This window comes from Achromobacter sp. 01N37 (assembly GCF_056399725.1).
This window is the reverse complement of sequence record NZ_JBFTRX010000005.1, coordinates 524,922-550,370: the sequence shown is the minus strand read 5'-3', so window position 1 is coordinate 550,370 and position 25,449 is coordinate 524,922. Positions and strand designations below refer to the sequence as shown.

The following is a 25,449-nucleotide window of genomic DNA, read 5'->3' as shown; positions in this document are numbered from 1 at the left end:
CAGTCACGAGCACGCCCGCATAACCCGGATTCAAACTATGCTGCTTTCCGAACAGGCCTACCAGAAAATCGACCGAGAACTCGCGAAGTTCCCGGCCGACCAGCGGCAGTCCGCCATCATGGCCTCGCTTGCCATCGCGCAAGAAGAGAAGGGCTGGTTGGCTACCGAAACCATTGAAGATGTGGCCAATTACATTGGCGTCCCGCCCATTGCGGTGCAGGAAGTCGCCACGTTCTACAACATGTTCGACGTCAAGCCCGTCGGCAAGAACAAAATCGCCGTCTGCACGAACTTGCCCTGTGCCTTGCGCGATGGCGATCGTGCCGGCGAATACCTCAAGCGCAAGCTGGGTGTCGACTATCGTCAAACCACCGCCGACGGCCAGTTCACGCTGGTGGAAGGCGAATGCATGGGCGCTTGCGGCGATTCCCCCGTGCTGATCGTGAACAACAAGCATATGTGCGTGCGCATGACCGACGAGAAGCTGGACGCGCTGGTCGCGGCCCTCAAGGTGCAAGGAGAGTCGGCATGAACGCGCCCGACCTGTACAAGCAGTTCGCGCAGGGGCTCGACCCCAACCCGCTGAACGACGTGTCCAATTCGATGTGCCTGCACGGCCGCCACATCACGCCGCAGATCATGGCTGATGTCGACGGCGCCAACTGGCGCCTCGAAGAGTACGTCAAGCGCGGCGGCTACGAAGCCCTGAAGAAGATCCTGACCACCGGCATGAAGCCGGAAGACGTGATCGCCGAAGTCAAGGCGTCGGGTCTGCGCGGCCGTGGCGGCGCGGGCTTCCCGACCGGCCTGAAGTGGAGCTTCATGCCGCGCGCGTTCCCGGGCCAGAAGTACCTGGTCTGCAACTCGGACGAAGGCGAGCCCGGCACGTTCAAAGACCGCGACATCCTGCGCTTCAATCCGCACATCGTGATTGAAGGCATGGCGATCGCGGCCTACGCCATGGGCATCAGCGTCGGCTACAACTACATCCACGGCGAAATCTTCGAAGTGTATGAACGCTTCGAAGAAGCGTTGGAAGAAGCGCGCGCCGCCGGCTTCCTGGGCGACAAGATCCTGGGTTCGGACTACAGCTTCCAGCTGCACGCCTTCCACGGCTACGGCGCCTACATCTGTGGCGAAGAAACTGCGCTGCTGGAATCGCTGGAAGGCAAGAAGGGCCAACCGCGCTTCAAGCCGCCGTTCCCCGCCAGCTTTGGCCTGTACGGCAAGCCCACCACGATCAACAACACGGAAACGTTCGCGGCCGTGCCGTGGATCATCCGCAACGGCGGCCAGGCTTACCTGGAAGTCGGCAAGCCGAACAACGGCGGCACCAAGCTGTTCTCGATCACCGGCGACGTCGAACGCCCCGGCAATTACGAGATCCCGCTGGGCACCCCGTTCTCGACCCTGCTGGAACTGGCGGGCGGCATGCGCGGCGGCAAGAAACTGAAGGCCGTGATCCCTGGCGGGTCCAGCGCTCCGGTGCTGCCGGCCGACATCATCATGGAATGCACGATGGACTATGACTCCATCGCCAAGGCCGGCTCGATGCTCGGTTCTGGCGCTGTGATCGTCATGGACGAAACGCGCTGCATGGTGAAGTCGCTCTTGCGCCTGTCGTACTTCTATTTCGAGGAAAGCTGCGGCCAGTGCACGCCGTGCCGCGAAGGCACCGGCTGGCTCTACCGCATGGTGCATCGCATCGAAAACGGTCACGGCCGTCCGGAAGATCTGGACTTGCTGGACAACGTGGCAGGCAACATCATGGGCCGCACCATTTGCGCCCTGGGTGACGCCGCCGCCATGCCCGTCCGTGGCTTCCTCAAGCATTTTCGCGACGAATTCGCGCACCACATCGAGCATAAGTCTTGTGTGGTCCCGCAATATCTGTAGGTCTCAGGAACAGCAATGGTTGAACTAACCGTCGACGGCAATCAGGTCGAAGTGCCCGAAGGCAGCATGGTCATGCATGCCGCTCAGAAAGTCGGGCTTTACGTGCCGCATTTCTGCTACCACAAGAAACTGTCCATCGCGGCCAACTGCCGGATGTGCCTGGTTGAAGTGGAAAAAGCGCCCAAGGCGCTGCCCGCCTGCGCCACGCCCGTGACCAACGGCATGGTCGTCCACACCTGCTCTGAGAAGGCTCGCGCCGCTCAGAAGTCGGTGATGGAATTCTTGCTCATCAATCACCCCCTCGACTGCCCGATCTGCGATCAGGGCGGCGAATGCCAGCTGCAGGATCTGGCCGTGGGTTACGGTGGCTCTTCCTCGCGTTACCAAGAGGAAAAGCGCGTCGTCTTCCACAAGGATCTGGGCCCGCTGGTTTCCGCCGAGGAAATGAGCCGCTGCATCCACTGCACCCGCTGCGTGCGCTTCGGCCAGGAAATTGCCGGCGTCATGGAGCTCGGCATGCTGGGCCGTGGCGAACACTCCGAGATCACGACGTTTGTCGGCCGCTCGATCGAGTCCGAACTGTCGGGCAACATGATCGACATCTGTCCGGTGGGCGCGCTGACCTCCAAGCCCTTCCGCTACAGCGCCCGCACCTGGGAACTGGCCCGCCGCCGTTCGGTCAGCCCGCACGACAGCCTGGGCGCCAACCTGGTGGTCCAGGTCAAGGGCGACCGCGTCATGCGCGTGGTGCCGTTCGAAGACGAAGCCGTCAACGAATGCTGGATCAGCGACCGCGACCGCTTCTCGTACGAAGGCCTGAACAGCGACGACCGCCTGACCGCCCCGATGATCAAGGGCACCGACGGCAAGTGGCAGGAAGCCTCGTGGGCTGACGCGCTGCAAGCCGTGGCCCAAGGCCTGTCGCGCGTTCGCGACAGCTTCGGCGCTGGCCAGATCGGCGCGCTGGCGTCGGAATACGCCACCACCGAAGAATATGCGCTGCTGGGCCGCCTGGTCCGTGCACTGGGTTCCGAGAACATCGACTTCCGCCTGCGCCAGACCGACCCGGCTTTCGATGCCGCGTTGACCGGTGCGCCGTGGCTGGGCATGCCCATCGCTGAACTCGACAACCTGGACCGCGTCCTGGTCGTCGGCTCGTTCCTGCGCAAGGATCACCCGCTGATGGCGCAACGTCTGCGTCAAGCCGCCAAGCGCGGCACGCAGATCCTGATGGTCGACAGCGCCGCTGACGATCCTCTGATGCCCATCGCCGCCCGCATCACCGTGGCGCCGTCTGAGCTGCCGCGCGCGCTGGCCGAAGTGGCCGTCGCCCTGGCGCAAGCCAAGGAACAGGCCGTGCCGGCCGAATTCGCCTCGGTCACCCCGGGCGAAAACGCCAAGATCATCGCAGCCAGCCTGGCTTCCGGCGCCAACACCGCCGTGCTGCTGGGTAACCTGGCCGTGGCCAGCGCCCAAGCCTCGACGCTGGCCGCCAACGGCCGCGCCGTGGCGAACCTGGCCGGTGGCAAGTTCGGCTTCCTGACTTCCGGCGGCAACACGGTCGGCGGTTATCTGGCTGGCGCCGTTCCGGGCAAGGGCGGCAAGACCGCCGCGGCCATGCTGGCCGAGCCGCTGAAGGCCTACATCGTGCTGCACGCCGAGCCGCTGCTGGATGCCGACAACGGCCAGCAAGCCATCGCCGCGCTGCGTGGCGCGCAATTCGCCGTCGCCCTGACGCCTTACCGTTCGGCCGCCGCCGAATGGGCCGACGTCATGCTGCCGGTGTCGCCGTTCACTGAAACCTCGGGCACCTTCGTCAACGCGCAAGGCCTGGCCCAGAGCTTCAAGGGTACGGTCACGCCGTTGGGTCAGACGCGTCCGGGCTGGAAGGTCCTGCGCGTGCTGGGCAACGTCCTGCATTTGGCCGGCTTTGACGATGAAACGTCGGAATCCGTCCGCGACGCCGCGCTGGCGGGTGGCATCGAAGGCCGCCTGTCCAACGACGTCAAGGCGCCGTTGGGTCTGGGTCAAGCCGCAACGGGCCTGGAACGCGTGGCTGACGTGCCGATCTACCGCACCGACGCCATGGTCCGCCGTTCCGAGCCGCTGCAAGCCTCCCCGGCCTCGAAGAAGCCCGCCGCCGCCATGAACGGCCGTACGCTCACCAGCCTTGGCCTGACGGCCGGCGTCAAGGTGCGCGTGACGGGTGCTGAAGGCGCCGTCGAGCTCGAAACCGTGCAGGATGATGCCGTGGCCGATCGCGCCGTGCGCATTTCCGCAGCCTTTGAAAACACCGCAGCCCTGGGTGGCGCATTCGGTCAACTCAGCGTGGAGCGTGCCTGATGGAATGGCTTAATGTTCTTGAGAGCCACGGGCAGGCATTGCTGGGCCCGACGGTCTGGATGGTCCTCTGGACCCTCATCAAGATTGTGATCATCGCCGTGCCGATCATTCTGTGCGTTGCGTACCTGACGTACTGGGAACGCAAGATGATTGGCGCCATGCACGTGCGCGTGGGTCCGAACCGTGTCGGTTTCAAGGGGCTGTTGCAGCCGTTTGCCGACGTGTTCAAGCTGCTGACGAAGGAAGTCATCGTTCCCAGCGAAGCCAACAAGGTGCTGTTCGTCGTGGCCCCCGTGGTCACGCTGATGCCCGCGCTGGCCGCCTGGGCCGTGGTTCCCTTCGGTCCTGATGTCGTGCTGGCCAACGTCAACGCCGGCCTGCTGTACATCATGGCCATCACGTCGATCGGCGTGTATGGCGTGATCGTGGCGGGCTGGGCGTCGAACTCCAAGTACGCGTTCCTGGGCGCGCTGCGCGCTTCGGCACAGATGCTGTCCTACGAACTGGCCATCGGCTTCGTGCTCGTCACGGTGCTGCTGGTGTCGGGCAGCCTGAACATGTCCGAGATCGTCAACGTCCAGAACCGCGGCTGGTTTGCCGACAAGGGCCTGACGTTCATGTCCTGGAACTGGCTGCCGCTGTTGCCGCTGTTCGTGATCTACGTCGTGGCGATCGTGGCGGAAACCAACCGCCACCCGTTCGACGTCGTCGAAGGCGAATCGGAAATCGTGGCCGGCCACATGGTCGAGTACTCGGGTATGGCTTTCGCCCTGTTCTTCCTGGGTGAATACGCCAACATGATCTTGCTGTCCTGCATGGCGTCGATCATGTTCCTGGGCGGCTGGGCTTCCCCGATCGACATCGCGCCGCTGACCTGGATTCCGGGTTGGATCTGGCTCGGTCTGAAGACGTTCGTTGTGGTCTCGTTGTTTGTGTGGTTCCGCGCATCGTTCCCGCGCTACCGCTATGACCAGATCATGCGTTTGGGTTGGAAAATCTTCATCCCGCTGACCGGCGTTTGGCTGGTCGTGGTGGCGATCTGGATGCAGACGCCCTGGAACATTTGGCGCTAAGCCGCCAGGCAGAGGCAGGATATGGAAGCGATCAAAGATTTCTTCGGCAGCCTGATGCTGACCGAGTTGCTCAAGGGCATGCGCCTGACGGGCAAGTACTTTTTCAAGCGCAAGGTTACCTTGCGCTATCCGCAGGAAAAGACGCCCACGTCGGCGCGATTCCGTGGCCTGCACGCATTGCGCCGCTACCCCAACGGGGAAGAGCGCTGCATCGCGTGCAAGCTGTGTGAAGCCGTGTGCCCGGCCTTGGCGATCACCATCGAATCGGACCAGCGTGAGGACGGCACCCGCCGCACCACGCGTTACGACATCGATCTGACCAAGTGCATTTTCTGCGGCTTCTGTGAGGAAAGCTGCCCCGTGGACTCGATCGTGGAAACCCATATCCACGAATACCACGGTGAAAAGCGCGGCGACCTGTATTTCACCAAAGACATGCTGCTCGCCGTGGGCGACCGCTACGAAGCCGACATCGCCCGCCGCCGGGCCGACGACGCTCCTTACCGTTGAAGCCCAGGGTCTGATCCATGACTTTTACCACTGTCCTTTTCTACATACTGGCCGCCGTGCTGGTGATCGCGGCGTTCCGCGTGATCACCGCGCGCAGTCCGGTCACCGCTGTTCTGCACTTGATCCTGGCATTCTCCAACGCAGCCATGCTGTGGATGCTGCTCGGCGCTGAGTTCCTGGCGTTGCTGCTGGTGCTGGTGTACGTGGGCGCCGTGATGGTGCTCTTCCTTTTCGTCGTGATGATGCTGGACATCCGCATGGACACCATGCGCCAGGGCATGAAGACCTACCTGCCGCTCGGCCTGGTGATCGGTCTGGTGCTGGTGCTGGAAATGTCGTTCGTGCTGGGTTCCACCTGGTACGGCTCGGGTCCGCAAGCCCCGGTTGCTGGCGACTACAACAACGCCCGCGCACTCGGCGAAGTCATGTACACGCAGTACGTCTACGCCATTGAAGTGGGCGCTGCGCTGCTGCTGGTGGGCATGGTCGCCGCGATTGCGCTGACGCTGCGCCGCCGCCGCGACGTGAAGTACAACGACCCGGTTGCCGCCGTTCGCGTCCGTTCGAAGGACCGCTTCCGCATGGTGAACATGCCCGCCCAGAGCGAGCGCGCCCAAGCCAAGCGTGACGCTTCGTCCGGCGCCGCCGCCGCGCCCCAAGGAGAAAAACAATGACGCTGACGCTGGCTCACTATCTGATCCTGGGAGCGATCCTGTTCGCCATCGGGATCTTCGGCATCTTCCTGAACCGCCGCAACCTGATCATTCTCTTGATGTCCATCGAGCTCGTGCTCCTGGCCGTCAACATGAACTTCGTGGCGTTCTCCAGCTGGTTCGGCGATACCGCCGGCCAGGTGTTCGTGTTCTTCATCCTGACCGTGGCCGCCGCTGAAGCGGCGATCGGCCTGGCCATCCTGGTGCTGCTGTTCCGCAACCTGAACACGATCAACGTTGACGAACTCGATCGCCTGAAGGGCTGACGGGGTATTGGAAGAAAATGTCTAGCTCACCCAATCTCTACTTGCTCATCGCGCTGGCACCGCTGGCCGGAGCAATTCTCGCGGGCCTTTTCGGCACCGGGTTCCTGGGCCGTCCTATCGGCCGCCGCGCGTCCCACGTCATCACGATCCTGGGCGTGCTCATCTCCGCCATCGGTTCGGTGGTGGTGCTGGGCGACGTGCTGAACGGCCTGCGCTTTGACGGCGCGGTCTACACCTGGAGCCTCATCGGCCAGACCAAGCTGGAAATCGGCTTCCTGATCGATCCGCTGTCGGCCATGATGATGGTCGTGGTGACGTCCGTGTCGCTGATGGTGCACATCTACACCATCGGCTACATGGCGGATGACCCCGGCTACCAGCGGTTCTTCTCGTACATCTCGCTGTTCACGTTCTCCATGCTGATGCTGGTGATGTCGAACAACATGGTGCAGCTGTTCTTCGGCTGGGAAGCGGTGGGTCTGGTGTCGTACCTGCTGATCGGTTTCTGGTACACCCGCCCGACGGCGATCTTCGCCAACATGAAGGCATTCCTGATCAACCGCGTCGGTGACTTCGGCTTCGTGCTGGGTATCGGCCTGTTGTTCGCGTACGCCGGCACGATGCACTACGGCGAAGTCTTCGCCCAAGCCGACAAGCTGGCCGCGATGACCCTGCCGGGCTCTGACTGGATGCTGCTGACGGTGGCGTGTATCTGCCTGTTCATCGGCGCCATGGGCAAATCGGCCCAGGTTCCGCTGCACGCCTGGCTGCCTGACTCGATGGAAGGCCCGACCCCGATCTCTGCGCTGATCCACGCCGCCACCATGGTGACGGCCGGTATCTTCATGGTTGCCCGCTTCTCGCCGCTGTTCGAACTGTCGGACGTGGCGCTGTCGTTCATCATCGTGATCGGTGCCATCGGCGCGCTGTTCCTGGGCATCCTGGGCATCATCCAGACGGACATCAAGCGCGTTGTCGCGTACTCCACGCTGTCGCAGCTGGGCTACATGACCGTCGCGCTGGGCGCTTCCGCCTACTCGGTGGCCATTTTCCACCTGATGACCCACGCGTTCTTCAAGGCGCTGCTGTTCCTGGGCGCGGGTTCGGTCATCATCGGCATGCACCACGACCAGGACATCCGCAACATGGGCGGCCTGCGCAAGTACATGCCCATCACCTGGATCACCTTCCTGTTGGGCACGCTGGCGCTGGTTGGCACGCCGTTCTTCTCGGGTTTCTACTCGAAGGAAAACATCATCGAAGCCGCCGGCCACGCTAACGTCTGGGGCGCAAGCTTCGCGTACTACGCCGTGCTGATCGGTGTGTTCGTGACGTCGCTGTACTCGTTCCGCGTGTACTTCCTGGTCTTCCACGGCAAGGAACGCTTTGACACCAGCGACCATGGTCACGACGATCATGCCCATGACGACCACGGTCACGGTCACGATGACCACGGCCACGGCCATCATGGCGGCAAGCCGCATGAGTCGCCCTGGGTGGTGACGCTGCCGCTGATCCTGCTGGCGATTCCGTCGGTGCTGGTTGGCGCCTGGGCGGTTGACCCGATGCTGTTCGGCAAGTTCTTCAACGGCGTGATCACGGTGCTGCCGCAGCATCCGGCCATGCACGAGCTGCAAGAAGAGTGGCACGGCTGGGTCGCCTATGGCCTGCATGCCTTCCAGACCCTGCCGTTCTGGCTGGTTGTGGCGGGTTTCGTCATCGCCTGGTACTGCTACCTGATCAATCCCAAGGTTCCGGCCGCGATCAAGTCCAGCCTGTCTGGCGTGAACAAGGTGCTTGAGAACAAGTACTACGTGGATTGGGTCAACGAGCAGATCATCGCTCGCGGCCTGCGCGCCCTGGGCCGTGGCCTGTGGAATACCGGCGACCGCGGCATCATCGATGGCCTGCTGGTCAACGGTAGCGCCCGCGTGGTGGGCTGGGTGGCTGCGGTCAGCCGCCACCTGCAGTCCGGCTTCATCTATCACTACGCGTTCGCGATGATCATCGGCATCATGGCGCTGGTGACTTTCTTTGTGCTGATTCCCCAATGATGGCAAGCGAGATGGCATCCAACACTTTCCCCTGGCTCACGCTTGCGATCTTTGTCCCGATCGTATTCGGCCTGCTGGTGCTGGCGGTGGGCCGTGACGATCGTCGCGGCCTGACGCGCGGCCTGTCGCTCGTCGGCGCCGTCGCCGGTTTCCTCGTCACGATCCCGCTGTACACCGGTTTTGACAACACCACGGCCGCCATGCAGTTCGTGGAGAAGACTTCCTGGATTGAAGCCTTCAACGTCAATTACCACCTGGGCATCGACGGCATTTCGCTGTGGTTCGTCCTCCTGACCGCGTTCATCACGATCATCGTGGTGCTGGCCGGCTGGGAAGTCATCACCAGCCGCGTGGCGCAATACATGGCCGCCTTCCTGATCCTGTCGGGTCTGATGGTGGGCGTGTTCGCCGCGCTGGACGGCATGCTGTTCTACGTGTTCTTCGAAGCCACGCTGATCCCGATGTACATCATCATCGGGGCGTGGGGCGGCGATAACCGTATCTACGCGGCATTCAAGTTCTTCCTGTACACGCTGATGGGTTCTTTGCTGACCCTGGTCGCGTTCATCTACCTGTGGCACGCATCGGGTGGTTCGTTCGACATCCTGACCTGGCACAAGGTCAAGCTGGGCCAGACCGAGCAGATCCTGATCTTTGTGGCGCTGCTGGCGGCTTTTGCGGTGAAGGTGCCGATGTGGCCGGTTCACACGTGGTTGCCGGACGTTCACGTTGAAGCGCCCACGGGCGGCTCCATCGTGCTGGCTGCGATCATGCTGAAGCTGGGCGCCTATGGTTTCCTGCGCTTCTCGCTGCCGATCACGCCGGACGCTTCGCACAGCCTGGCTGGCCTGATGATCACGCTGTCGCTCATCGCGGTGATCTACATCGGCCTGGTGGCGATCATCCAGGAAGACATGAAGAAGCTGGTGGCTTATTCGTCCRTGGCCCACATGGGTTTCGTGACGCTGGGCTTCTTCATCTTCAACACGGCCGGCGTCGAAGGCGCCATCGTGCAGATGATCTCCCACGGCTTYGTSTCGGGCGCCATGTTCATGTGTATCGGCGTGCTCTATGACCGCATGCACTCGCGCCGCATCGCCGATTACGGTGGTGTGGTCAACGTGATGCCGCGCTTTGCGACCTTCTTCATCCTGTTCTCGATGGCCAACAGCGGCCTGCCGGCCACCAGCGGTTTCGTCGGCGAGTTCATGGTGATCATGGGCGCCGTCGAGCACAACTTCTGGATCGGCCTGTTGGCGGCTACCGCCCTGATCCTGGGTGCTTCGTATTCGCTGTGGATGGTCAAGCGTGTGGTCCTGGGCGACATCGCCAATGACCACGTCCGCGAGCTGACCGATATCAACCGCCGCGAATTTGTGATTCTTGGCGTGATGGCGATCGCCGTGTTGTACATGGGGATCTATCCCAAGCCCTTCACCGACGTGATGCACGTGTCGGTAGAGGCCCTGCTGCAACACGTTGCCGTCTCGAAACTGTAAGACAAGACAATGATGCAATCCCAAATCGATTTCGCCCTGGCGACACCGGAAATCCTTCTGCTGGTTTCCGGCCTGGCTATCCTGCTCGTCGACGCGGTCAGCAATCACCCCGAGCGCAAGCCGACGTTCCTGCTGACCATGCTGGTGTTGGGCGTGCTGACCGTCGTGTCGGCCGTGCAATGGAAGAACGGCGTTGCGGGCGCGACCTTCAACGGCCTGTACGTCACCGACGAACTGTCGCACCTGCTGAAGATCGCCTCCTACATCGCGGTGGGCGCCACGCTCGTTTACGGCCGCGTTTATGCGCAAGTCCGTGACATGCTCAAGGGCGGCGAACTCTACGTCCTGACGCTGTTCGCGCTGCTGGGCCAGATGGTCATGATTTCCTCCGGGAACCTGATCTCCATCTACCTGGGCCTGGAACTGATGTCGCTGGCGCTGTACGCGCTGATCGCATTGCGCCGTGATGACGTCGTCGCCACCGAAGCCGCCATGAAGTACTTCGTGCTGGGCGCGTTGGCGTCGGGCTTCCTGCTGTACGGCATGTCGATGGTTTACGGCGCTACGGGTCACCTGGACCTGGCTGAAGTGTCCAAGGTCATCGCCGCTGGCAAGGCCGAGAAGATGGCGCTGGTGTTCGGCATCGTGTTCCTGGTGTCGGGCCTGGCGTTCAAGCTGGGCGCCGTGCCGTTCCACATGTGGGTGCCGGACGTCTACCAGGGTTCGCCGACTGCGGTCACGCTGATCCTGGGCGGTGCGCCCAAGCTGGCGGCCTTCGCCATCACGCTGCGTCTGCTGGTGGACGGCCTGCATGGTCTGGCCGCCGACTGGCAGCCGATGCTGATGATCCTGGCCGTGCTCTCGCTGGCCATCGGTAACCTGACYGCCATCGYGCARACCAACYTSAAGCGSATGCTGGCTTACTCSACCATCTCGCACATGGGCTTCGTGCTCTTGGGCCTGATGTCGGGTTCGGTCGCGGGCAAGCCGGAACTGTCGTCTGCCGCCTATGGGGCGTCGCTGTTCTACATGCTGACCTACGTGCTGACCACGCTGGCAAGCTTCGGCATCATCCTGCTGCTGTCGCGCCAAGGTTTCGAGTGCGAGCACATCGACGACCTGAAGGGCCTGAACCGCCGCAGCCCGTGGCATGCCGCCATCGTGCTGCTGCTGATGTTCTCGCTGGCCGGCATTCCGCCGCTGGTGGGCTTCTACGCCAAGCTGGCCGTGTTGCAAGCGCTGATCAGCGCGGGCCACGTGACGCTGGCCGTGGTGGCAGTGCTGTTCTCGCTGATCGGCGCGTTCTACTACCTGCGTGTCGTCAAGGTCGTGTACTTTGACGAGCCGGCTGCCAATGCCGCCCCGATCGTCGCCACCTGCGGTCAACGCGGCCTGCTGTCGATCAACGGCGCCATGATGCTGGTGCTGGGCCTGTTGCCAGGTGGCTTGATGGCGCTGTGCGTACAGGCGATTCGTTCGTCGCTGAGCCTGTAAGCGGAACACAGCCATGAACCAGACGCTGGCGGTATGGCTGTTGATTGCGCTGGCTTTGGTCAGCGCAAACCTCCCGTTCCTGACGGAGCGGGTGTTCGCCGTATTGCCCTGGAAGCAGGGCGGGGCGGAAGCGGTCAAACCGTTCTGGATGCGTCTGGTTGAAGTGCTGGTGTTCTACGCCATCGTTGGCGCGCTGGGCTTTGCGTTTGAATCCACGCTGGGAAATCGCTTTTCTCAGACCTGGGAGTTCTACGCCATCACCTTGAGCTTGTTCCTGGTGTTGGCGTATCCCGGCTTTGTGTACCGCTATCTGTTCAAACGCCACCCACGCTTGCGCGCCTGAAGGCCCGCCAATGCGTCAAACGCCCCGTCTGGGGCGTTTTTCTTTTTGGGCCGTGGAAAGTGATGCGCCGGACCTCGCCCTGCGTAGCGGGGGATTCAAGTGGCTTTCCGAGGTGTCCCTGATTGGCTGCATTAACGAAGGCTCGACCCCGGGTGGCAATGTATCCGGCACCATTAAATTTCGATATAAGCCGCTATATATAACGATCGTCGCCGATCAAGTGTTGTTTTTTCATCTTTTCAACGCGTTGATTGCTTTCATTCAGGTTTCATTCAGCGGCCAGGATCAAAATCGCAACCGGTAAAAAAACAAGAATCGTTGCTATTTACGTTCTGGAGAAGCTGGTTTGAAGCCCCAAGATTCGTATTCCCTGAATACGCTCACTACCTCGCTGGCCGCTGCCATCGCCGCGCCCGCTCTGTTCATCAGCCCCTACGCTGCCGCCCAAACCGCTGACGCCGGCGTGACGCAACTGTCGCCGGTTCGCGTGGAAGGCGAAGGCTCGGCGTACCAGACCACGACCGTTCCGTCGCCGAAGATGACGGCGCCGCTGTTGGATACGCCCCGCACCGTGCAGGTGGTGCCCAAGCAGGTGATCCAGGATCAGGCGGCATCGACTTTGCAGGACGTGCTGCGTAACTCGCCGGGCATTACGTTCGGTGCGGGCGAAGGCGGCCGACCGGGCGGCGACTTGCCGATCATCCGTGGCCAGAACTCGGCGGGCAGCTTGTTCCTGGACGGCATTCGCGACTCCAGCACGCAAGTGCGCGACACCTTCAACCTTGAGCAGGTGGAAGTGATCAAGGGGCCGGATTCGGTCTATGCCGGCCGCGGCGGCGCGGGCGGCAGCATCAACATGATCAGCAAGACGCCCAAGGCGACGGACTTCACCGAAGCCACCGCGCAGATCGGTACGGACAACAACTACCGTGCCACGATCGACAGCAACTGGCGCCTGGACGAAAAGGCGGCATTCCGCTTGAACGTCATGGGCAACAAGGGTGATGTGGCTGGCCGCGACAATGCGGTGGATTTTGAACGTTGGGGCGTGGCGCCGTCGTTGATGCTGGGCGTGGGTACGCCGACCCGCATCACGCTCAGCTACTACCACTACCAAGACGACAGCATGCCGGATTACTCCATCCCGTATGACCCGAAGACGGGCCAGCCGGTGACGGAAACGATGGGCGTCAGCCGCAAGACGTTCTATGGCCTGACGGGCCGTGACTTCATGAAGACGCGTGATGATGTTGCCACCGTCGACTTCCAGCACGACTTCTCCGACAAGCTGCAACTGCGCAACGTGACCCGCTACGGCCGTGGCACGACGGACTTCGCCGCGACCAACCCGGACGATAGCAAGGGCAACGTGGCCAACGGCCTGGTGTACCGCGCGTTGAAGTCGGGCTACTACGTGACCAAGAGCTTCGCGAATCAGACCGATCTGACGGGCGAGTTCGACACCGGCAGCCTGAAGCACACGTTCGATCTGGGCTTCGAATACAGCAACATCAAGCAGAACAAAGACGGCTACACCGAAACCGGCGTGCCCTCGGGCGGCAGCAATTGCGTGACCGCCACGACGAATGGCCGCAACACCTACGCCAACCCGGCGTTGTGCGCCTCGTTGTGGAACCCGGACCCCGGCACCGACTACCCCGGCACCCTGCAACGCAATAACAACCCGGCGCGCTACAACACCGACACGGTGGCGGTCTACGGCTTTGACACCATCAAGTTCAACGAACAATGGCAAGCCAGCGTTGGCGCCCGTTGGGACAACTATCGCACCAGCGGCAGTAACATCGCCGCTGGCCGCAGCGATCCGGCAGGCACGCCCTCGTTCTACAGCACCAGCCGCGAAGACAGCCTGTTCAACTACCAGTTGGGCCTGGCCTACAAGCCGCTGCCCAATGGCACGATCTACGCTACCTACGGCACGTCGTCCACGCCGTCGGCCATCGCCGCAGGCGCGATCAGCGACGCGACATCGCTGTCCACCTCGTCGCTTGCGCCTGAAAAGAGCCGCACGGTGGAAGTGGGCACCAAGTGGCAGGTCTTCGAAGACCGGCTGACGCTGTCCGCCGCAGCGTTCCACGACACGCGCAAGAACACCAGCGTGGCCGTGTCCGCCACCGAAGTGGCGCAAGTGGGCGAGGCCAAGGTGCGCGGCATCGAACTGGGCTTCTCGGGCAGCATCACGCCCAAGTGGAACGTGTTCGGCGGCTACACCTTCATGGACAGCGAAATGACCAAGGGCGCCTACAACAGCGGCGCCGTCGGCCAGGACCTGCCCAACACCCCGCGTAACGCCTTCAGCCTGTGGACTACCTACAAGGTGCTGCCCAAGCTGACGGTGGGCGGCGGCGCTTACTACGTCGACAAGGTGTACGGCAATTCAGACGCTACGAAAAACGCCGACGGTACGCCCAAGGCGCGCTGGGTGCCGTCGTACTGGCGCTTTGACGCCATGGCGGCCTACGAATTCAACGACCACTTCTCGGCACAGTTGAACGTGCTGAACCTGTTCGACGAAACGTACTACACGAAGGCCTACGCCGCGCACTACGCGGCGCTTGGCACCGGACGCGCGGCATTGCTGTCGCTGAAGGTCCGGTATTGATCTGAAGCGGGAATGAAAAAGCCACCTGAGCAAGGTGGCTTTTTTTTGCTCGCGGGAAACGCGATCGGCAGATCAGCTTTCGAACCAGTTCAGCACGCCGTCCAAGCCCGTCACGTTCAGCGCGAAACGTGTCTGTTCGCGGACCAGCGGCTTGGCGTGATACGCCACCGGGAAGCCCGCGGCGCCCAGCATCAGCAAGTCGTTTGCGCCGTCGCCCATGGCGATGATCTGTTCCTTCGTGGCGCCGTGCGTGCGGGCGAATTCGCGCAGGTAGACCGCCTTGGCTTGCGCGTCGAGAATGTCGCCGACGACGTTGCCGGTCAACAGGCCGTTGTCGATTTCCAGCGTGTTGGCGTGCGCGCTGTCCAGATTCAGGCGTTCGCGCAGACGGTCCGTGAAGAAGGTGAAGCCGCCGGAGACCAGCAGCACCTTGATGCCGGCGGCCTGGGCCGTGCTGATCAAACGTTCTGCGCCGGGGTTCAGACGCAGTTTTTCCACGTAGACCTGTTCCAGCGCTTCGGCCGGCACGCCCTTGAGCAGGGCCACGCGGCGGCGCAGGCTTTCGGCGAAGTCTTTGATTTCGCCGCGCATGGCGGCTTCGGTGATCTCGGACACTTTGTCTTTGACGCCCACCACGCCCGCGATTTCATCGATGCACTCGATGTTGATCAGCGTGGAATCCATGTCCATCGCCAGGACCTTGCAGTCAGACAGCTTCAGGCCGGCGGGCACGAAGGCCACGTCGACGCCATTGTTGTTGGCCCAGGCCACGACTTCGGCTTGCGTCAAGGCGTCGTGCTGCACGTCGAGCAGGCGCGCGGCGGTGTTGCTGATGCGCGCCACGCCCTGGGCCTGAGCCAGCGCGGCCAGCTGCTCGGCCTGTTCGATGCGCAGGCCGGGAGATTGAACGACAAGGTGATGGGTATTCATAAGCAGTAGAAGAGTGGCTTGGATTACTTCAGAGCGCGCAGCACGGCGCGCACGGCGTCAGCGCGGGCGGGAATTTGCGCCGCCTTGATCTCAACCCGCAATTTATCCTGTCCGGCCAGTTTGATGTTGCGCTGGCGCTGCACGAGTTCGATGATCTTGGCCGGGTCGACCGAGGTCTTTGCCCCGAACTGCATCAAGGCCTGCGTTTCGCTGGCGTCGATCTTCACGATGCCCAGCGGCTGGGCGGCCAGGCGCAGGCGGTGCGTGGTCAGCAGTGTCTGCGCGGCTTCGGGCAGCTTGCCGAAGCGGTCGATCAGTTCTTCCTGGATGTGGATCAGATCATCTTCGTCGGCGGCGTGGGCCAGGCGTTTGTAGATACCCAGGCGCGCATGCACGTCGGCGCAATAGTCCGACGGCAGCAGCGCGGGCGCGTGCAGATTGACTTCGCAGGCCAGGTTGAAAGGCGCGTCCAGGTCGGGTTCTTCGCCGGCGCGCAGCGCGCGCACCGCTTCGTTGAGCATCTCGTTGTACATCGAGAAGCCCACTTCCTGGATGTTGCCCGACTGCGAATCGCCCAGCACTTCACCCGTGCCGCGAATTTCCAGGTCGTGCATGGCCAGGTAGAAACCGGAACCCAGTTCCTCCATGGCCTGAATCGCTTCCAGGCGCTTCTTCGCGTTGGTGGTGATGGCGTCTTCGCCCGGCGTCAGCAGGTAGGCGTAGGCCTGGTGGTGCGAACGCCCGACGCGGCCGCGCAGCTGGTGCAGCTGCGCCAGCCCGAAGCGGTCGGCGCGGTGGATCACGATCGTGTTGGCGCTGGGCACGTCAATGCCCGTCTCGATGATGGTGGTGCACAGCAGCACGTTATAGCGCTGTTGATAAAAGCCCTTCATCACCTGTTCCAGCTCGCGCTCGGGCATCTGGCCGTGAGCGACCGCGATGCGGGCTTCGGGCACCAGCTCTTCCAGCCGCGCGCGCCGGTTATGGATGGTCTCGACTTCGTTGTGCAGGAAGTAGCACTGCCCGCCGCGCTTGAGTTCGCGCAGCAGGGCTTCGCGTAGCGTGCTGCCGTCTTCGCGGCGCACGAAGGTTTTGATGGCCAGGCGCTTCTGCGGCGCGGTGGCGATCACGGAGAAGTCGCGTATGCCTTCCAGCGACATGCCCAGCGTGCGTGGAATAGGTGTGGCGGTCAGCGTCAGCACGTCGACCTCGGCGCGCAGCGACTTCAGCGCTTCCTTCTGGCGCACGCCGAAGCGGTGTTCTTCGTCGATGATGACCAGTCCCAGACGTTTGAATTTCACATCTTTGGACAGAATCTTGTGCGTGCCGATGACGATATCCACGCGGCCGTCGTTGATGCCTTCGATGGCGGCGGCGACTTCCTTGGCCGAACGGAAGCGCGACAGCTCCACGACGCGCACGGGCCAGTCGGCGAAGCGGTCGGAGAAGGTCTGGGCGTGTTGTTCGGCCAGCAGCGTAGTGGGGCAGAGCAGGGCGACCTGTTTGCCGTTGGCCACCGCCAGGAAGGCGGCGCGCAGCGCGACTTCGGTTTTGCCGAAACCCACGTCGCCGCAGACCAGGCGGTCCATCGGACGGCCGGAGGTCATGTCAGCAAGCACGGCTTCAATGGCGGCGGCCTGGTCGGCCGTTTCTTCAAAGCCGAAGCCTTCGGCAAACGCCTGGTAGTCGTTCAGCGGCAGATTGAAGGCAAAGCCTTCGCGCGCGGCGCGTTGCGCATACAAGGCCAGCAGTTCGGCGGCCGTGTCACGCACCTGTTTGGCGGCCTTGCGGCGGGCCTTGTCCCATTGGCCGGACCCCAGCTGGTGCAGCGGCGCGGCTTCCGGATCGGCGCCGCTGTAGCGGGCGATCACGTGCAACTGCGACACCGGCACATACAGCGTGCTGCCGTTGGCGTATTCAAGATGAAGGAACTCCATCTCGCCTTCGCCCATGTCCATGTTGACCAGGCCGTGATAGCGGCCGATGCCGTGCTGCGCATGGACGACGGGGTCGCCCGCGCGCAGTTCGGACAGGTCGCGCACCATGGCTTCGACGTTGCTCGCGCGTTCCTGGTCGCGCTTGCCGCGCCGGCCGGTGGTGGCCAGGCCCGGGTACAAGTCGTTTTCGGTCAGGAAGGCCAGGTTGGCCTGGGGCAGCCCGAAGCCGGTCGTCAGCGGCGCGGCGACGATGCCGAAATTGGCATCCGACGCGAGGAACGCTTCGATGGTGTCCGGCTGCGCATCCGGCGTGACGCCATATTCATTCAGCATCTGCACCAGGGTTTCGCGGCGGCCGGCGGAGTCCGCGCAAAGCAGCACGCGGGTCTGGCGCGTTTGCACCAGCGCGCGCAGCTTGGCGATCGGGTCGTCGGAACGGCGCGCGATGCTGACGTCCGGCACGGCGCGGAAATCAGGATGCGGCTCGCCTGCCGACAGCGACAGGCGGCGGAATTCCTTGAGCCGGGTGTAGAGCGTTTCGCTGTCCAGGAACAGGGCGGACGGGGGCAGCACGGGGCGTTCGCGGTCGCTCTTCAGGAAGCTGTAGCGGCTGGTCGTGTCCTGATTGAAGCGCTGGATGGCGTCGTCGATGTCGCCGACCGTGACGGTGACCGTGCCTGCCGTCAGATAGTCAAACAAGGTTGCCGTCTCTTCAAAGAAGAGCGGCAGGTAGTACTCGACGCCAGCAAACGGGATGCCGTTGCCGATGTCTTTATAGGGCAGGGCGCGCGAGGGGTCGCCTTCGAAGATTTCACGGAAACGCGCGCGAAAGCGCGTGCGCGAGTCCTCGTCCATCGGGAATTCGCGGCCCGGCAGCAACTGGACTTCGCGCACCGGGTACAGGCTGCGCTGCGTGTCCACGTCAAAGCTGCGGATGGTTTCGATCTCGTCGTCGAACAGGTCCAGCCGGTAGGGCACGACCGAGCCCATCGGGAACAGGTCGATCAGCCCGCCGCGCAGGCAGAATTCGCCGGGCGCGGTCACCTGCGTGACGTGGTTGTAGTTGGCCAGCGTCAGCTGCGCGCGCAGGGCGGCTTCATTCAGCTTGTCCTTCTGCTTGAACGAAAACGTGTAGGCCGCCAGGAACGAGGGCGGCGCCAGCCGGTAGAGCGCGGTGGTGATCGGCACCGTCAGCACGTCCACCGTCTTCATCATCAGCGAATGCAGCGTGTGCAGACGCTCCGAGATCAAGTCCTGGTGCGGCGAGAACGCGTCGTAGGGCAGCGTTTCCCAGTCAGGCAGCTGGCGCACACGCAGGTCCGGGGCGAATAGCTGAATTTCTTCTGCCAGGCGCTGGGCCTCGAGCGGTTCGGCCGTGAGGATGACCAGCGGCGCGGACGCCTGCCTGGCCAGATCCGCCAGCAGCCAAGCGTCTCCCGAGCCCGGCGGACGGGGTTGCGCATAGCGCGCGCCGGGTTTCAGCGCGGACAGAGTCGGGGCGGTCGCGGGGACCGGCGGCGCGGCGGTGATAGGAGAAGTGGGGGTGGGCATCAGGGTGGAAGCAGGCATCAAGCGGAAGATTATAAAATCACCGCACCATGTCTGACTCAATCATTGCAATCGTTCCCGCGGCGGGCGTCGGCGCCCGCGCCAGCCACCCCGGCGCGGAGCCCGTGCCGAAACAATATCGTCCATTGGCCGGACAGCCCATGTTGCGCCACGCGGTACAGGCGTTGCTGGCCGACGACCGTGTTTCCCAGGTGCGCGTGGCCGTGACGCCGGGCGACGGCTGGGTGGATGCGGCGCTGGCCGGCCTGCCGCGCACGGTGTGGCGGGCCTGCGGCGGGGCGACTCGCGCGGATACCGTCGAAGGCGCCTTGGCCGACAGCGGCGTGGCGGATGACGTTTGGGTGCTGGTCCATGATGCCGCGCGCCCCGGTTTGCCCGCGGCCGCGCTGCGCCGCCTGATCGACGCCTGCCTGGCGGACCCCGTGGGCGGCTTGCTGGCGCTGCCGGTTGCCGACACCGTCAAAGGCGGCCACGACCGGGTCGAGCGCACGCTGGATCGCAATGGCTTGTGGCTGGCGCAAACGCCGCAGATGTTTCGGGCCGGCGTGCTGCGCGATGCGCTGACGGCGGCCTCCGTAAATGGCGTGACCGTCACCGACGAGGCCTCGGCCCTGGAAGCGGCCGGGTATGCGCCATTGCTGGTTCCCGGCGCCTTGCGCAATTTCAAGGTGACGTGGCCGGATGATTTCGAACTGATGGAAAAATGGTTATGAGCATTCCTTTTCGCGTCGGGCAGGGCTTTGACGTACACGCCTTGGTCGAAGGCCGCCCGCTGATCATCGGCGGCGTCACGATTCCCCACACGCATGGCTTGCTGGGGCATTCCGACGCGGACGTGCTGCTGCATGCGATCACCGACGCCCTGTTGGGCGCGGCAGGCCTGGGCGATATCGGCCGCCATTTCCCGGATACGGACCCGGCCTTCAAGGGCGCTGACAGCCGCGTGCTGCTGCGCGAAGCCATGGCGCGCGTGCGCAAGGCAGGTTGGACGCCGGTGAACATCGACGCCACGATTCACGCGCAAGCGCCCAAGATCGGCCCGCATGCGCCGGCCATGGTGGCGAACATCGCCGCTGACCTCGGCTTGGCAGAGACCGAGATCAACATCAAGGCCAAGACGAACGAAGGCTTGGGGTATCTGGGCCGCAAGGAAGGCATTGCGGCCACGGTCGTAGCGCTACTGGCTCGCACGTAAACTTGACCACGTTCCGACGCTAATGCAATGAAATTCCATTGCATTTACTTTGCTATACATCTTTAACAAATAAATAAGCGGGTCGGATTGATCTGGAATATTCTGCGCACCTCAATCTGCCTACATAGAGAAATTCAGATGCGTTTACGTGGCGTCGCCCTGTTTTCGGTCCTTGTTGCTGCGGCGTCGCCCGCGCACGCTGAGTTTGAACAACAGCTGGGACCCCTGGCAGGCGCCGTCAGACAGCAGATGCTGCAAGGCTGGACCGCCGCCGTGCAGGATGGCTGGTTCACGTTGCGCAATCCGGCCACTGCCGGGAGTGAACAAACGCTTTATCTTTCCGTGGGACCCGCGCCTGAACAGGGCCGCGTGACCGACGTGAATGTGGTCGTCAATTCGCAGAACCCGAAGGCGTCGATTGGCGTGGCGCTGAATAATCGCGCGAAGAAAAGCCTGTGCCTGATCGAAATTACGGCGGACAAGAGCACGATCCTGTTCTGTCTTGAAGGCCAGAACCGTCGCGATATCGCAACGGTTCCCAATCTGGCGAAGCTGGATGGCTCGGACCGCATCAAGGTGGTCGAATTGCCGGGCGCGGCCCGCTTCATCGTGAACGGCAAGATCATTGGCGACGTCACGGATTCGTCCGCGGTGGGCGGCGACATCGGCATCATGGCCTACGACGTCGGCACGTTCGGCATTGCGGATTTTTCGATCAATACCGACCTGGCTCCCCGCCAAGGCGCGCCCGCGCAACAAGGCAGCGGCTTGCCCCCACGCAGTGGCGCCACGGCGCCGGCGCCTGCCGGCTTGCCTCCACGTGGAGGCAGCGGTGGAGGCAGTGGTGGTGGCGCCAGCGCGCCGCAGACCAAGCCGGCGCCTGCACCCGCCAGCTCCGACAACTCGGGCTTGCCGGGTGCAGGTCCATACCCCCGGTTTGGCGGCGATACGCTGCGTATCGTGTCGGTGTACATCGGCATCATGCGCAGCATTTTCATGCACGAATTCGGCCATGCGCTGATCGGCGAACTGGAACTGCCGTCGACCGGCGCCGAAGAAGATGCGGTCGATATCTACGCGGCGCTTCAAATTGTTGAGCCGACGATGTACCCGTCGAACGACAAAGACGTGAACACCATGGCGCGTGACGCCGCGACCTACGCCGCCTTGCAGTGGTATTACAGCGGCAAGGTGGCGGAAAGCCGGGGTGCGTCCGAAACGTCGGCCTGGCAGGACGAGCACACGGGCGACCTGAAGCGCTTTCGCAACATGCTGTGCATCATGTACGGCGGCAACCCGTCGGTGTTCGAATCGGTGGCCAAGCACGTGGGGCTGGAAGACCGCACCAAGGCGCGTTGCGCTGATGAATTCAACAAGCAGAACCGTGCGTGGCGCAGAATCCTGGCGCCGCACACCCGTGTCGGCACCTGGTCGCCCGACGGGCAGCAGCCGGCCAATGCGCCCGGTGCGCCGGTCAACGTCACCTTCGAGCGGTCGTCGCGCAAGATCGGCAATCTGTTTGCGAACAATCTTTCCGAAGCCATCAGCAACAACATCAAGTTGCTTGGGCAAACCTATGTGCTGCCCCGGCCGGTGAACGTGGTGTTCAAGGACTGCGGCAAGCTCAATGCCTGGTACAACCCGCGCGAAGGCTCGATCACCATGTGCTATGAGCTGATCGAAAACATTGCGGTGATGATTTCCGACATCGAAATGGGCACGGTGGGCGGTGAAGTGGCGGCCAAGGATGGCGGGCGCGCGCCGCAGCAGCAACCCCAGCAGCAACCCCAGCAGCAGCCCCGGCAGTCGTCGCCGGGTCAGGGCATGCCGCCTAGCCCCATTGATGAGCTGGCAGACATGGGCGTGCCGCCTACGTCGCTGCTGTTCGCCGCGCCGTATAAGGGCCCGACGCCGAACCAGATTTTCCGCGCCAAGCTGGTTACCACGGGCGACCTGGTTGGCATGATCAAGAATGACAAGAATCTGGTGATCGTGGACACCAGCGGACTCGCTGACACGCTGCCTATTTCCTATCCGCTGCCGGATGCGGGCTCGGATGGCAGCGTCACGGATCAGCTGCAAAGTGCGCTGGATTCCTGGCTGTTGAAAAAAGCGAACAACAATCGCGGTGCGTCAGTGGTGTTCGTGGGCGCCGGCATGAACGACCGTTCGTCCTACAACGCGGCATTGCGCGCCGGTTCGCTCGGCTGGTCCGCCTATTGGTATCGCGGCGGTGTTCAAGCCTGGGTCTCGAACGGATTGCCGACCACCTCGGATATGGCGAAGAAGAACTAAGCTCGGGTTCCAGGCGGTTTTGCCAAACGCTTGTTCCAACGCTTTCCAAACAAAAACCCGCCTGTTTGCACAGGCGGGTTTTTTATTCGCAGGCAGCTTGGGCGGCTTACTTGCCTTGGGCAGCCAGCGCCAGCGCGGCGGCGTTGACCACGGCGGCGATACGGCCGGCGTCGCGCAGCTGTTCGGTCGACAGGCCGTCGTTCTTCAGGTTTTCATAGTGCGAGGCCACGCAGAAATGGCACTTGCCGATGATGGACGCCACCAGCGCAAACAGTTCGAAGCGCTTTTTCTCTACGCCGCCATGCGTGGCGTAGGCGTTCATGCGCAGCTGGGCCGGCAGGCTTTTCAGGTTGGCGTCGCCCGTCATTTCGACGTAGGGATACCAGGTGTTGTTCATGCCCATCAGCGCCGAGGCGGTCAGCGCGGCATTCGCGTCGTCTTCCGACAGGCCACTCTTGAAGGCTTCAACCAGCACCGGGCTGCGCGCGGCGTAAGCGGCGGACAGGGCGGCGCCGACGGCGTCTTCAGGCGCAAGCGTCGAACGGGCAATGACGGCGTCCAGATTCAGGCGGATGTCCTTGGCCCAATCCGGTAGCTGTTCCTTAATGGTCGTAAGAAATTCCATAGTTTTTACCTATAATCTAGAGCAATTAAAGCCCAGCGCCGGGCCTGCAAGCAGACCCTTGGCCGGGCTGGAAATTACAGCGTAGCGCCGCCAACCGTACGGTTGCACGGGCACAGCTCATCGGTTTGCAGACCGTCGAGCAGACGCAGAACTTCTTCCGGGTTACGGCCGACGTTCAGGTTGTTCACCGAAACGTGCTGGATCGTGTTGTCCGGATCAACGATGAACGTGGCGCGCAGCGCAACGCCAGCACCCTTTTCACGGACGCCCAGTTGGTCGATCAGGGCACCGGTGGTGTCGCCGAATTGGTAGTGACCCAGCTTGTTCAGGTCCGGGTGCTCACGGCGCCATGCCAGCTTGACGAATTCGTTGTCGGTGGAGCCGCCCAGCAGGACAGCGTCGCGGTCTTCGAAATCCTTGGCCAGCTTGTTGAAGCCGACGATTTCGGTCGGGCACACAAACGTGAAGTCTTTCGGGTAGAAGTAGATCACCTTCCACTTGCCGGGGAACGAGCTTTCGGTGATGTCTTCAAACGCCGACACGCCATTTTCTTCGTGCTGGTTGAAGCCGGGCTTTACGCCGGTGACCTTGAAAGGCTCGAGTTTGTCGCCAACAGTTTTCATGTTTACTCCCAGTAGTTGTTGGTGGAGATAAGGCAGTGCCTTAAACCATAAATTCTACGCTATGGATTATCGTTGTCTAATTGATAATTCCTAAACTTGGCTTTGGGTAACTCTATCCGCGCGGTCAGTCCGCCGCCTTCCCGAGGCAGCATCCGCAGCGCGCCGCCCACGTGCTTGAGCAGGCGTTCCACGATGGCCAGACCCAGGCCCGCGCCGCTGACGCCAGTGCGAGCCGCCTCGCCACGCGAGAAGGGCCGCAGCAGGCGATCCACGTCTTCGGGGGCGATGCCGGGGCCGCGGTCGGAAACCTCGATCACGATCATCGCGCCTTCAGCTTGCAGTGTCATGACCAAATGCGCCATGCCATCGCTGGAACGGCCATAACGGCGGGCGTTCTCGATCAGGTTGCTGACCACGCGCTTCAAGTCCAACGCCGTGATGCGCGCGCGCAGGCCCGGTTCCAGAGACGCGTCGAGCTCGCCGCCCAGCGACGCCGTGTGGCTGCGTTCGCGTTCGTAGAGCTCGGCCAGAACGGCGGAAATATCGGTTGCCAACTGCGGCAACGTGCCCGCCGGGCGCGCGTACTCCATCAGTTGCCCGATGCTGTGGTCGATCTGGCCAAGGTCTTCGTCGATGGCCTGGCGTGCGTCTTCCGACACGCCGCTGAGTTCGATTTCCAGCCGCATCCGTGCAAGCGGAGTTCGCAAGTCGTGTGAGATCCCCGCCAGCATGAGCTCCCGGTCGGCCTCGGCTTGCCGCAGATCTTTGGCCATCCGGTTGAAGGAGGCGTTCAGGTCGCGGATTTCAAGCGGGCCTTGTTCGGGCAGCGCCGCCGGCGTTTCGCCGCGCGAAAGCACTTGCGCCGCTCGCGCCAGCCGCGACAAGGGCCGGTTCACGAAGCCCACGCTGACCGCCGCACCGACAAGGGAAAGCAGCAACGCGGTCGCGCCCCATCCCAGCCATTCGATCCCGCCCGTCAACCCGATCTGCTCGCGCTCGAACACCAGCCAATACAGATCTTTTTCAATCTGGAAGCTGACCCAGAACCCAGGCACCTGATTCACGCCCCAGGCAATCTGCGTTTCCGGGCCGAAGCGCGTGCGGATGTGCTGGGCAACGCGTTGCCAGTAGTCGTCGTCGGGGAGGGCTTCGGCAAAGTCGGTGACTTCGCGCGGGTAGACCTGGATGCCTTCGTTGGTGGCCAGGTCCAGCAGGAGCTTGCTGCGTTCGCCGTTATGCGAGTAGATCAGCGCCGTGCGTGTGATATTGACGGCCGTGATCACCCGCTGCGCCATTTGATTGGCGCGCGGCCCCAGCTCCATGCTGAAGAAGACTTGTAGCCACGCCCCCAGGCTCACCAGCATCAGCGCGGCGAGCAACAGGAACGTGCGGCCGAACAAGCCGAGCCGCAAACGTGAAGTCAAGTTCCTGAAGGTTCTGCGCAAGCGGGGCACGAGGCTG

Annotated in this window: 21 protein-coding genes; 16 read left to right on the top strand and 5 right to left on the bottom strand. The window is 62.9% G+C overall.

Features of this window, described 5'->3' with window-relative positions:
- Positions 1 to 37 precede the first annotated feature (37 nt).
- From nuoE to AC1DSJ_RS13950, 13 genes are read left to right on the top strand one after another with little or no spacing between them, the layout of a single operon-like run.
- Complete coding sequence (nuoE, locus tag AC1DSJ_RS14010) at positions 38 to 532, top strand: NADH-quinone oxidoreductase subunit NuoE (protein ID WP_006217963.1); 495 nt, start codon at positions 38 to 40, stop codon at positions 530 to 532.
- Entirely contained in the window at positions 529 to 1,896 is a 1,368-nt protein-coding gene (gene nuoF / locus AC1DSJ_RS14005; RefSeq protein ID WP_054424156.1) for an NADH-quinone oxidoreductase subunit NuoF, read from the top strand. Before nuoE ends, nuoF begins: the two co-directional genes overlap by 4 nt.
- A 15-nt stretch (positions 1,897 to 1,911) precedes the next feature.
- Complete coding sequence (gene nuoG / locus AC1DSJ_RS14000; RefSeq protein WP_054424155.1) at positions 1,912 to 4,239, top strand: NADH-quinone oxidoreductase subunit NuoG; 2,328 nt, start codon at positions 1,912 to 1,914, stop codon at positions 4,237 to 4,239.
- Positions 4,239 to 5,312 (top strand): NADH-quinone oxidoreductase subunit NuoH, encoded by a 1,074-nt coding sequence (gene nuoH / locus AC1DSJ_RS13995; RefSeq protein WP_054424153.1) that lies wholly within the window; start codon positions 4,239 to 4,241, stop codon positions 5,310 to 5,312. Before nuoG ends, nuoH begins: the two co-directional genes overlap by 1 nt.
- Before the next feature lie 21 nt (positions 5,313 to 5,333).
- A complete protein-coding gene (gene nuoI, locus AC1DSJ_RS13990) occupies positions 5,334 to 5,822 on the top strand; it encodes an NADH-quinone oxidoreductase subunit NuoI (protein WP_006217967.1) in 489 nt (162 codons plus the stop codon).
- A gap of 17 nt (positions 5,823 to 5,839) precedes the next feature.
- Positions 5,840 to 6,496: an NADH-quinone oxidoreductase subunit J gene (locus AC1DSJ_RS13985; RefSeq protein ID WP_100857380.1), complete on the top strand. Its 657-nt coding sequence runs from the start codon at positions 5,840 to 5,842 to the stop codon at positions 6,494 to 6,496.
- Complete coding sequence (gene nuoK / locus AC1DSJ_RS13980) at positions 6,493 to 6,801, top strand: NADH-quinone oxidoreductase subunit NuoK (protein ID WP_006217969.1); 309 nt, start codon at positions 6,493 to 6,495, stop codon at positions 6,799 to 6,801. The genes AC1DSJ_RS13985 and nuoK overlap by 4 nt, the downstream gene beginning before the upstream one ends.
- Positions 6,802 to 6,818: 17 nt before the next feature.
- Positions 6,819 to 8,855 (top strand): NADH-quinone oxidoreductase subunit L, encoded by a 2,037-nt coding sequence (gene nuoL / locus AC1DSJ_RS13975; RefSeq protein ID WP_054424149.1) that lies wholly within the window; start codon positions 6,819 to 6,821, stop codon positions 8,853 to 8,855.
- Positions 8,852 to 10,354, top strand: a complete 1,503-nt coding sequence (locus tag AC1DSJ_RS13970; RefSeq protein WP_476760330.1) for an NADH-quinone oxidoreductase subunit M — start codon at positions 8,852 to 8,854, stop codon at positions 10,352 to 10,354. The genes nuoL and AC1DSJ_RS13970 overlap by 4 nt, the downstream gene beginning before the upstream one ends.
- Before the next feature lie 9 nt (positions 10,355 to 10,363).
- Positions 10,364 to 11,848: an NADH-quinone oxidoreductase subunit NuoN gene (gene nuoN, locus AC1DSJ_RS13965; RefSeq protein WP_476760329.1), complete on the top strand. Its 1,485-nt coding sequence runs from the start codon at positions 10,364 to 10,366 to the stop codon at positions 11,846 to 11,848.
- Between the two features lie 13 nt (positions 11,849 to 11,861).
- Positions 11,862 to 12,191: a DUF2818 family protein gene (locus tag AC1DSJ_RS13960; protein WP_054424143.1), complete on the top strand. Its 330-nt coding sequence runs from the start codon at positions 11,862 to 11,864 to the stop codon at positions 12,189 to 12,191.
- Positions 12,192 to 12,201: 10 nt separating this feature from the next.
- On the top strand, positions 12,202 to 12,495 hold the full coding sequence (locus AC1DSJ_RS13955; RefSeq protein WP_441370625.1) for a hypothetical protein: 294 nt from the start codon (positions 12,202 to 12,204) through the stop codon (positions 12,493 to 12,495).
- Between the two features lie 42 nt (positions 12,496 to 12,537).
- Positions 12,538 to 14,814 carry a TonB-dependent receptor gene (locus AC1DSJ_RS13950; RefSeq protein WP_175169588.1) on the top strand — a complete coding sequence of 759 codons (2,277 nt, stop codon included), beginning with the start codon at positions 12,538 to 12,540 and terminating at the stop codon, positions 14,812 to 14,814.
- A gap of 72 nt (positions 14,815 to 14,886) precedes the next feature.
- On the opposite strand, the gene serB is transcribed toward AC1DSJ_RS13950, so the two are convergent.
- Positions 14,887 to 15,744, bottom strand: a complete 858-nt coding sequence (gene serB, locus AC1DSJ_RS13945) for a phosphoserine phosphatase SerB (RefSeq protein ID WP_441370626.1) — start codon at positions 15,742 to 15,744, stop codon at positions 14,887 to 14,889.
- Positions 15,745 to 15,767: 23 nt separating this feature from the next.
- Positions 15,768 to 19,250 (bottom strand): transcription-repair coupling factor, encoded by a 3,483-nt coding sequence (gene mfd / locus AC1DSJ_RS13940; RefSeq protein WP_441370627.1) that lies wholly within the window; start codon positions 19,248 to 19,250, stop codon positions 15,768 to 15,770.
- Between the two features lie 29 nt (positions 19,251 to 19,279).
- Here mfd and ispD point away from each other — a divergent pair, with 29 nt between their 5' ends.
- The 3 genes from ispD (at position 19,280) to AC1DSJ_RS13925 (ending at position 22,740) form a co-directional block, all read left to right on the top strand.
- Positions 19,280 to 19,963, top strand: a complete 684-nt coding sequence (gene ispD / locus AC1DSJ_RS13935) for a 2-C-methyl-D-erythritol 4-phosphate cytidylyltransferase (RefSeq protein WP_054424136.1) — start codon at positions 19,280 to 19,282, stop codon at positions 19,961 to 19,963.
- On the top strand, positions 19,960 to 20,445 hold the full coding sequence (gene ispF / locus AC1DSJ_RS13930; protein WP_342066161.1) for a 2-C-methyl-D-erythritol 2,4-cyclodiphosphate synthase: 486 nt from the start codon (positions 19,960 to 19,962) through the stop codon (positions 20,443 to 20,445). The genes ispD and ispF overlap by 4 nt, the downstream gene beginning before the upstream one ends.
- A 138-nt stretch (positions 20,446 to 20,583) precedes the next feature.
- Positions 20,584 to 22,740 carry a DUF4344 domain-containing metallopeptidase gene (locus AC1DSJ_RS13925; protein WP_054424132.1) on the top strand — a complete coding sequence of 719 codons (2,157 nt, stop codon included), beginning with the start codon at positions 20,584 to 20,586 and terminating at the stop codon, positions 22,738 to 22,740.
- A 106-nt stretch (positions 22,741 to 22,846) separates the two neighbouring features.
- On the opposite strand, the gene AC1DSJ_RS13920 is transcribed toward AC1DSJ_RS13925, so the two are convergent.
- The 3 genes from AC1DSJ_RS13920 to risS all read right to left on the bottom strand — a co-directional run bounded on the left by AC1DSJ_RS13920 (position 22,847) and on the right by risS (position 25,442).
- Positions 22,847 to 23,365 carry a carboxymuconolactone decarboxylase family protein gene (locus AC1DSJ_RS13920; protein WP_441370628.1) on the bottom strand — a complete coding sequence of 173 codons (519 nt, stop codon included), beginning with the start codon at positions 23,363 to 23,365 and terminating at the stop codon, positions 22,847 to 22,849.
- Positions 23,366 to 23,439: 74 nt separating this feature from the next.
- On the bottom strand, positions 23,440 to 23,988 hold the full coding sequence (locus AC1DSJ_RS13915) for a peroxiredoxin (RefSeq protein WP_006217982.1): 549 nt from the start codon (positions 23,986 to 23,988) through the stop codon (positions 23,440 to 23,442).
- A gap of 59 nt (positions 23,989 to 24,047) precedes the next feature.
- Positions 24,048 to 25,442 (bottom strand): sensor histidine kinase RisS, encoded by a 1,395-nt coding sequence (gene risS, locus AC1DSJ_RS13910; protein ID WP_054424126.1) that lies wholly within the window; start codon positions 25,440 to 25,442, stop codon positions 24,048 to 24,050.
- Positions 25,443 to 25,449: the final 7 nt, after the last annotated feature.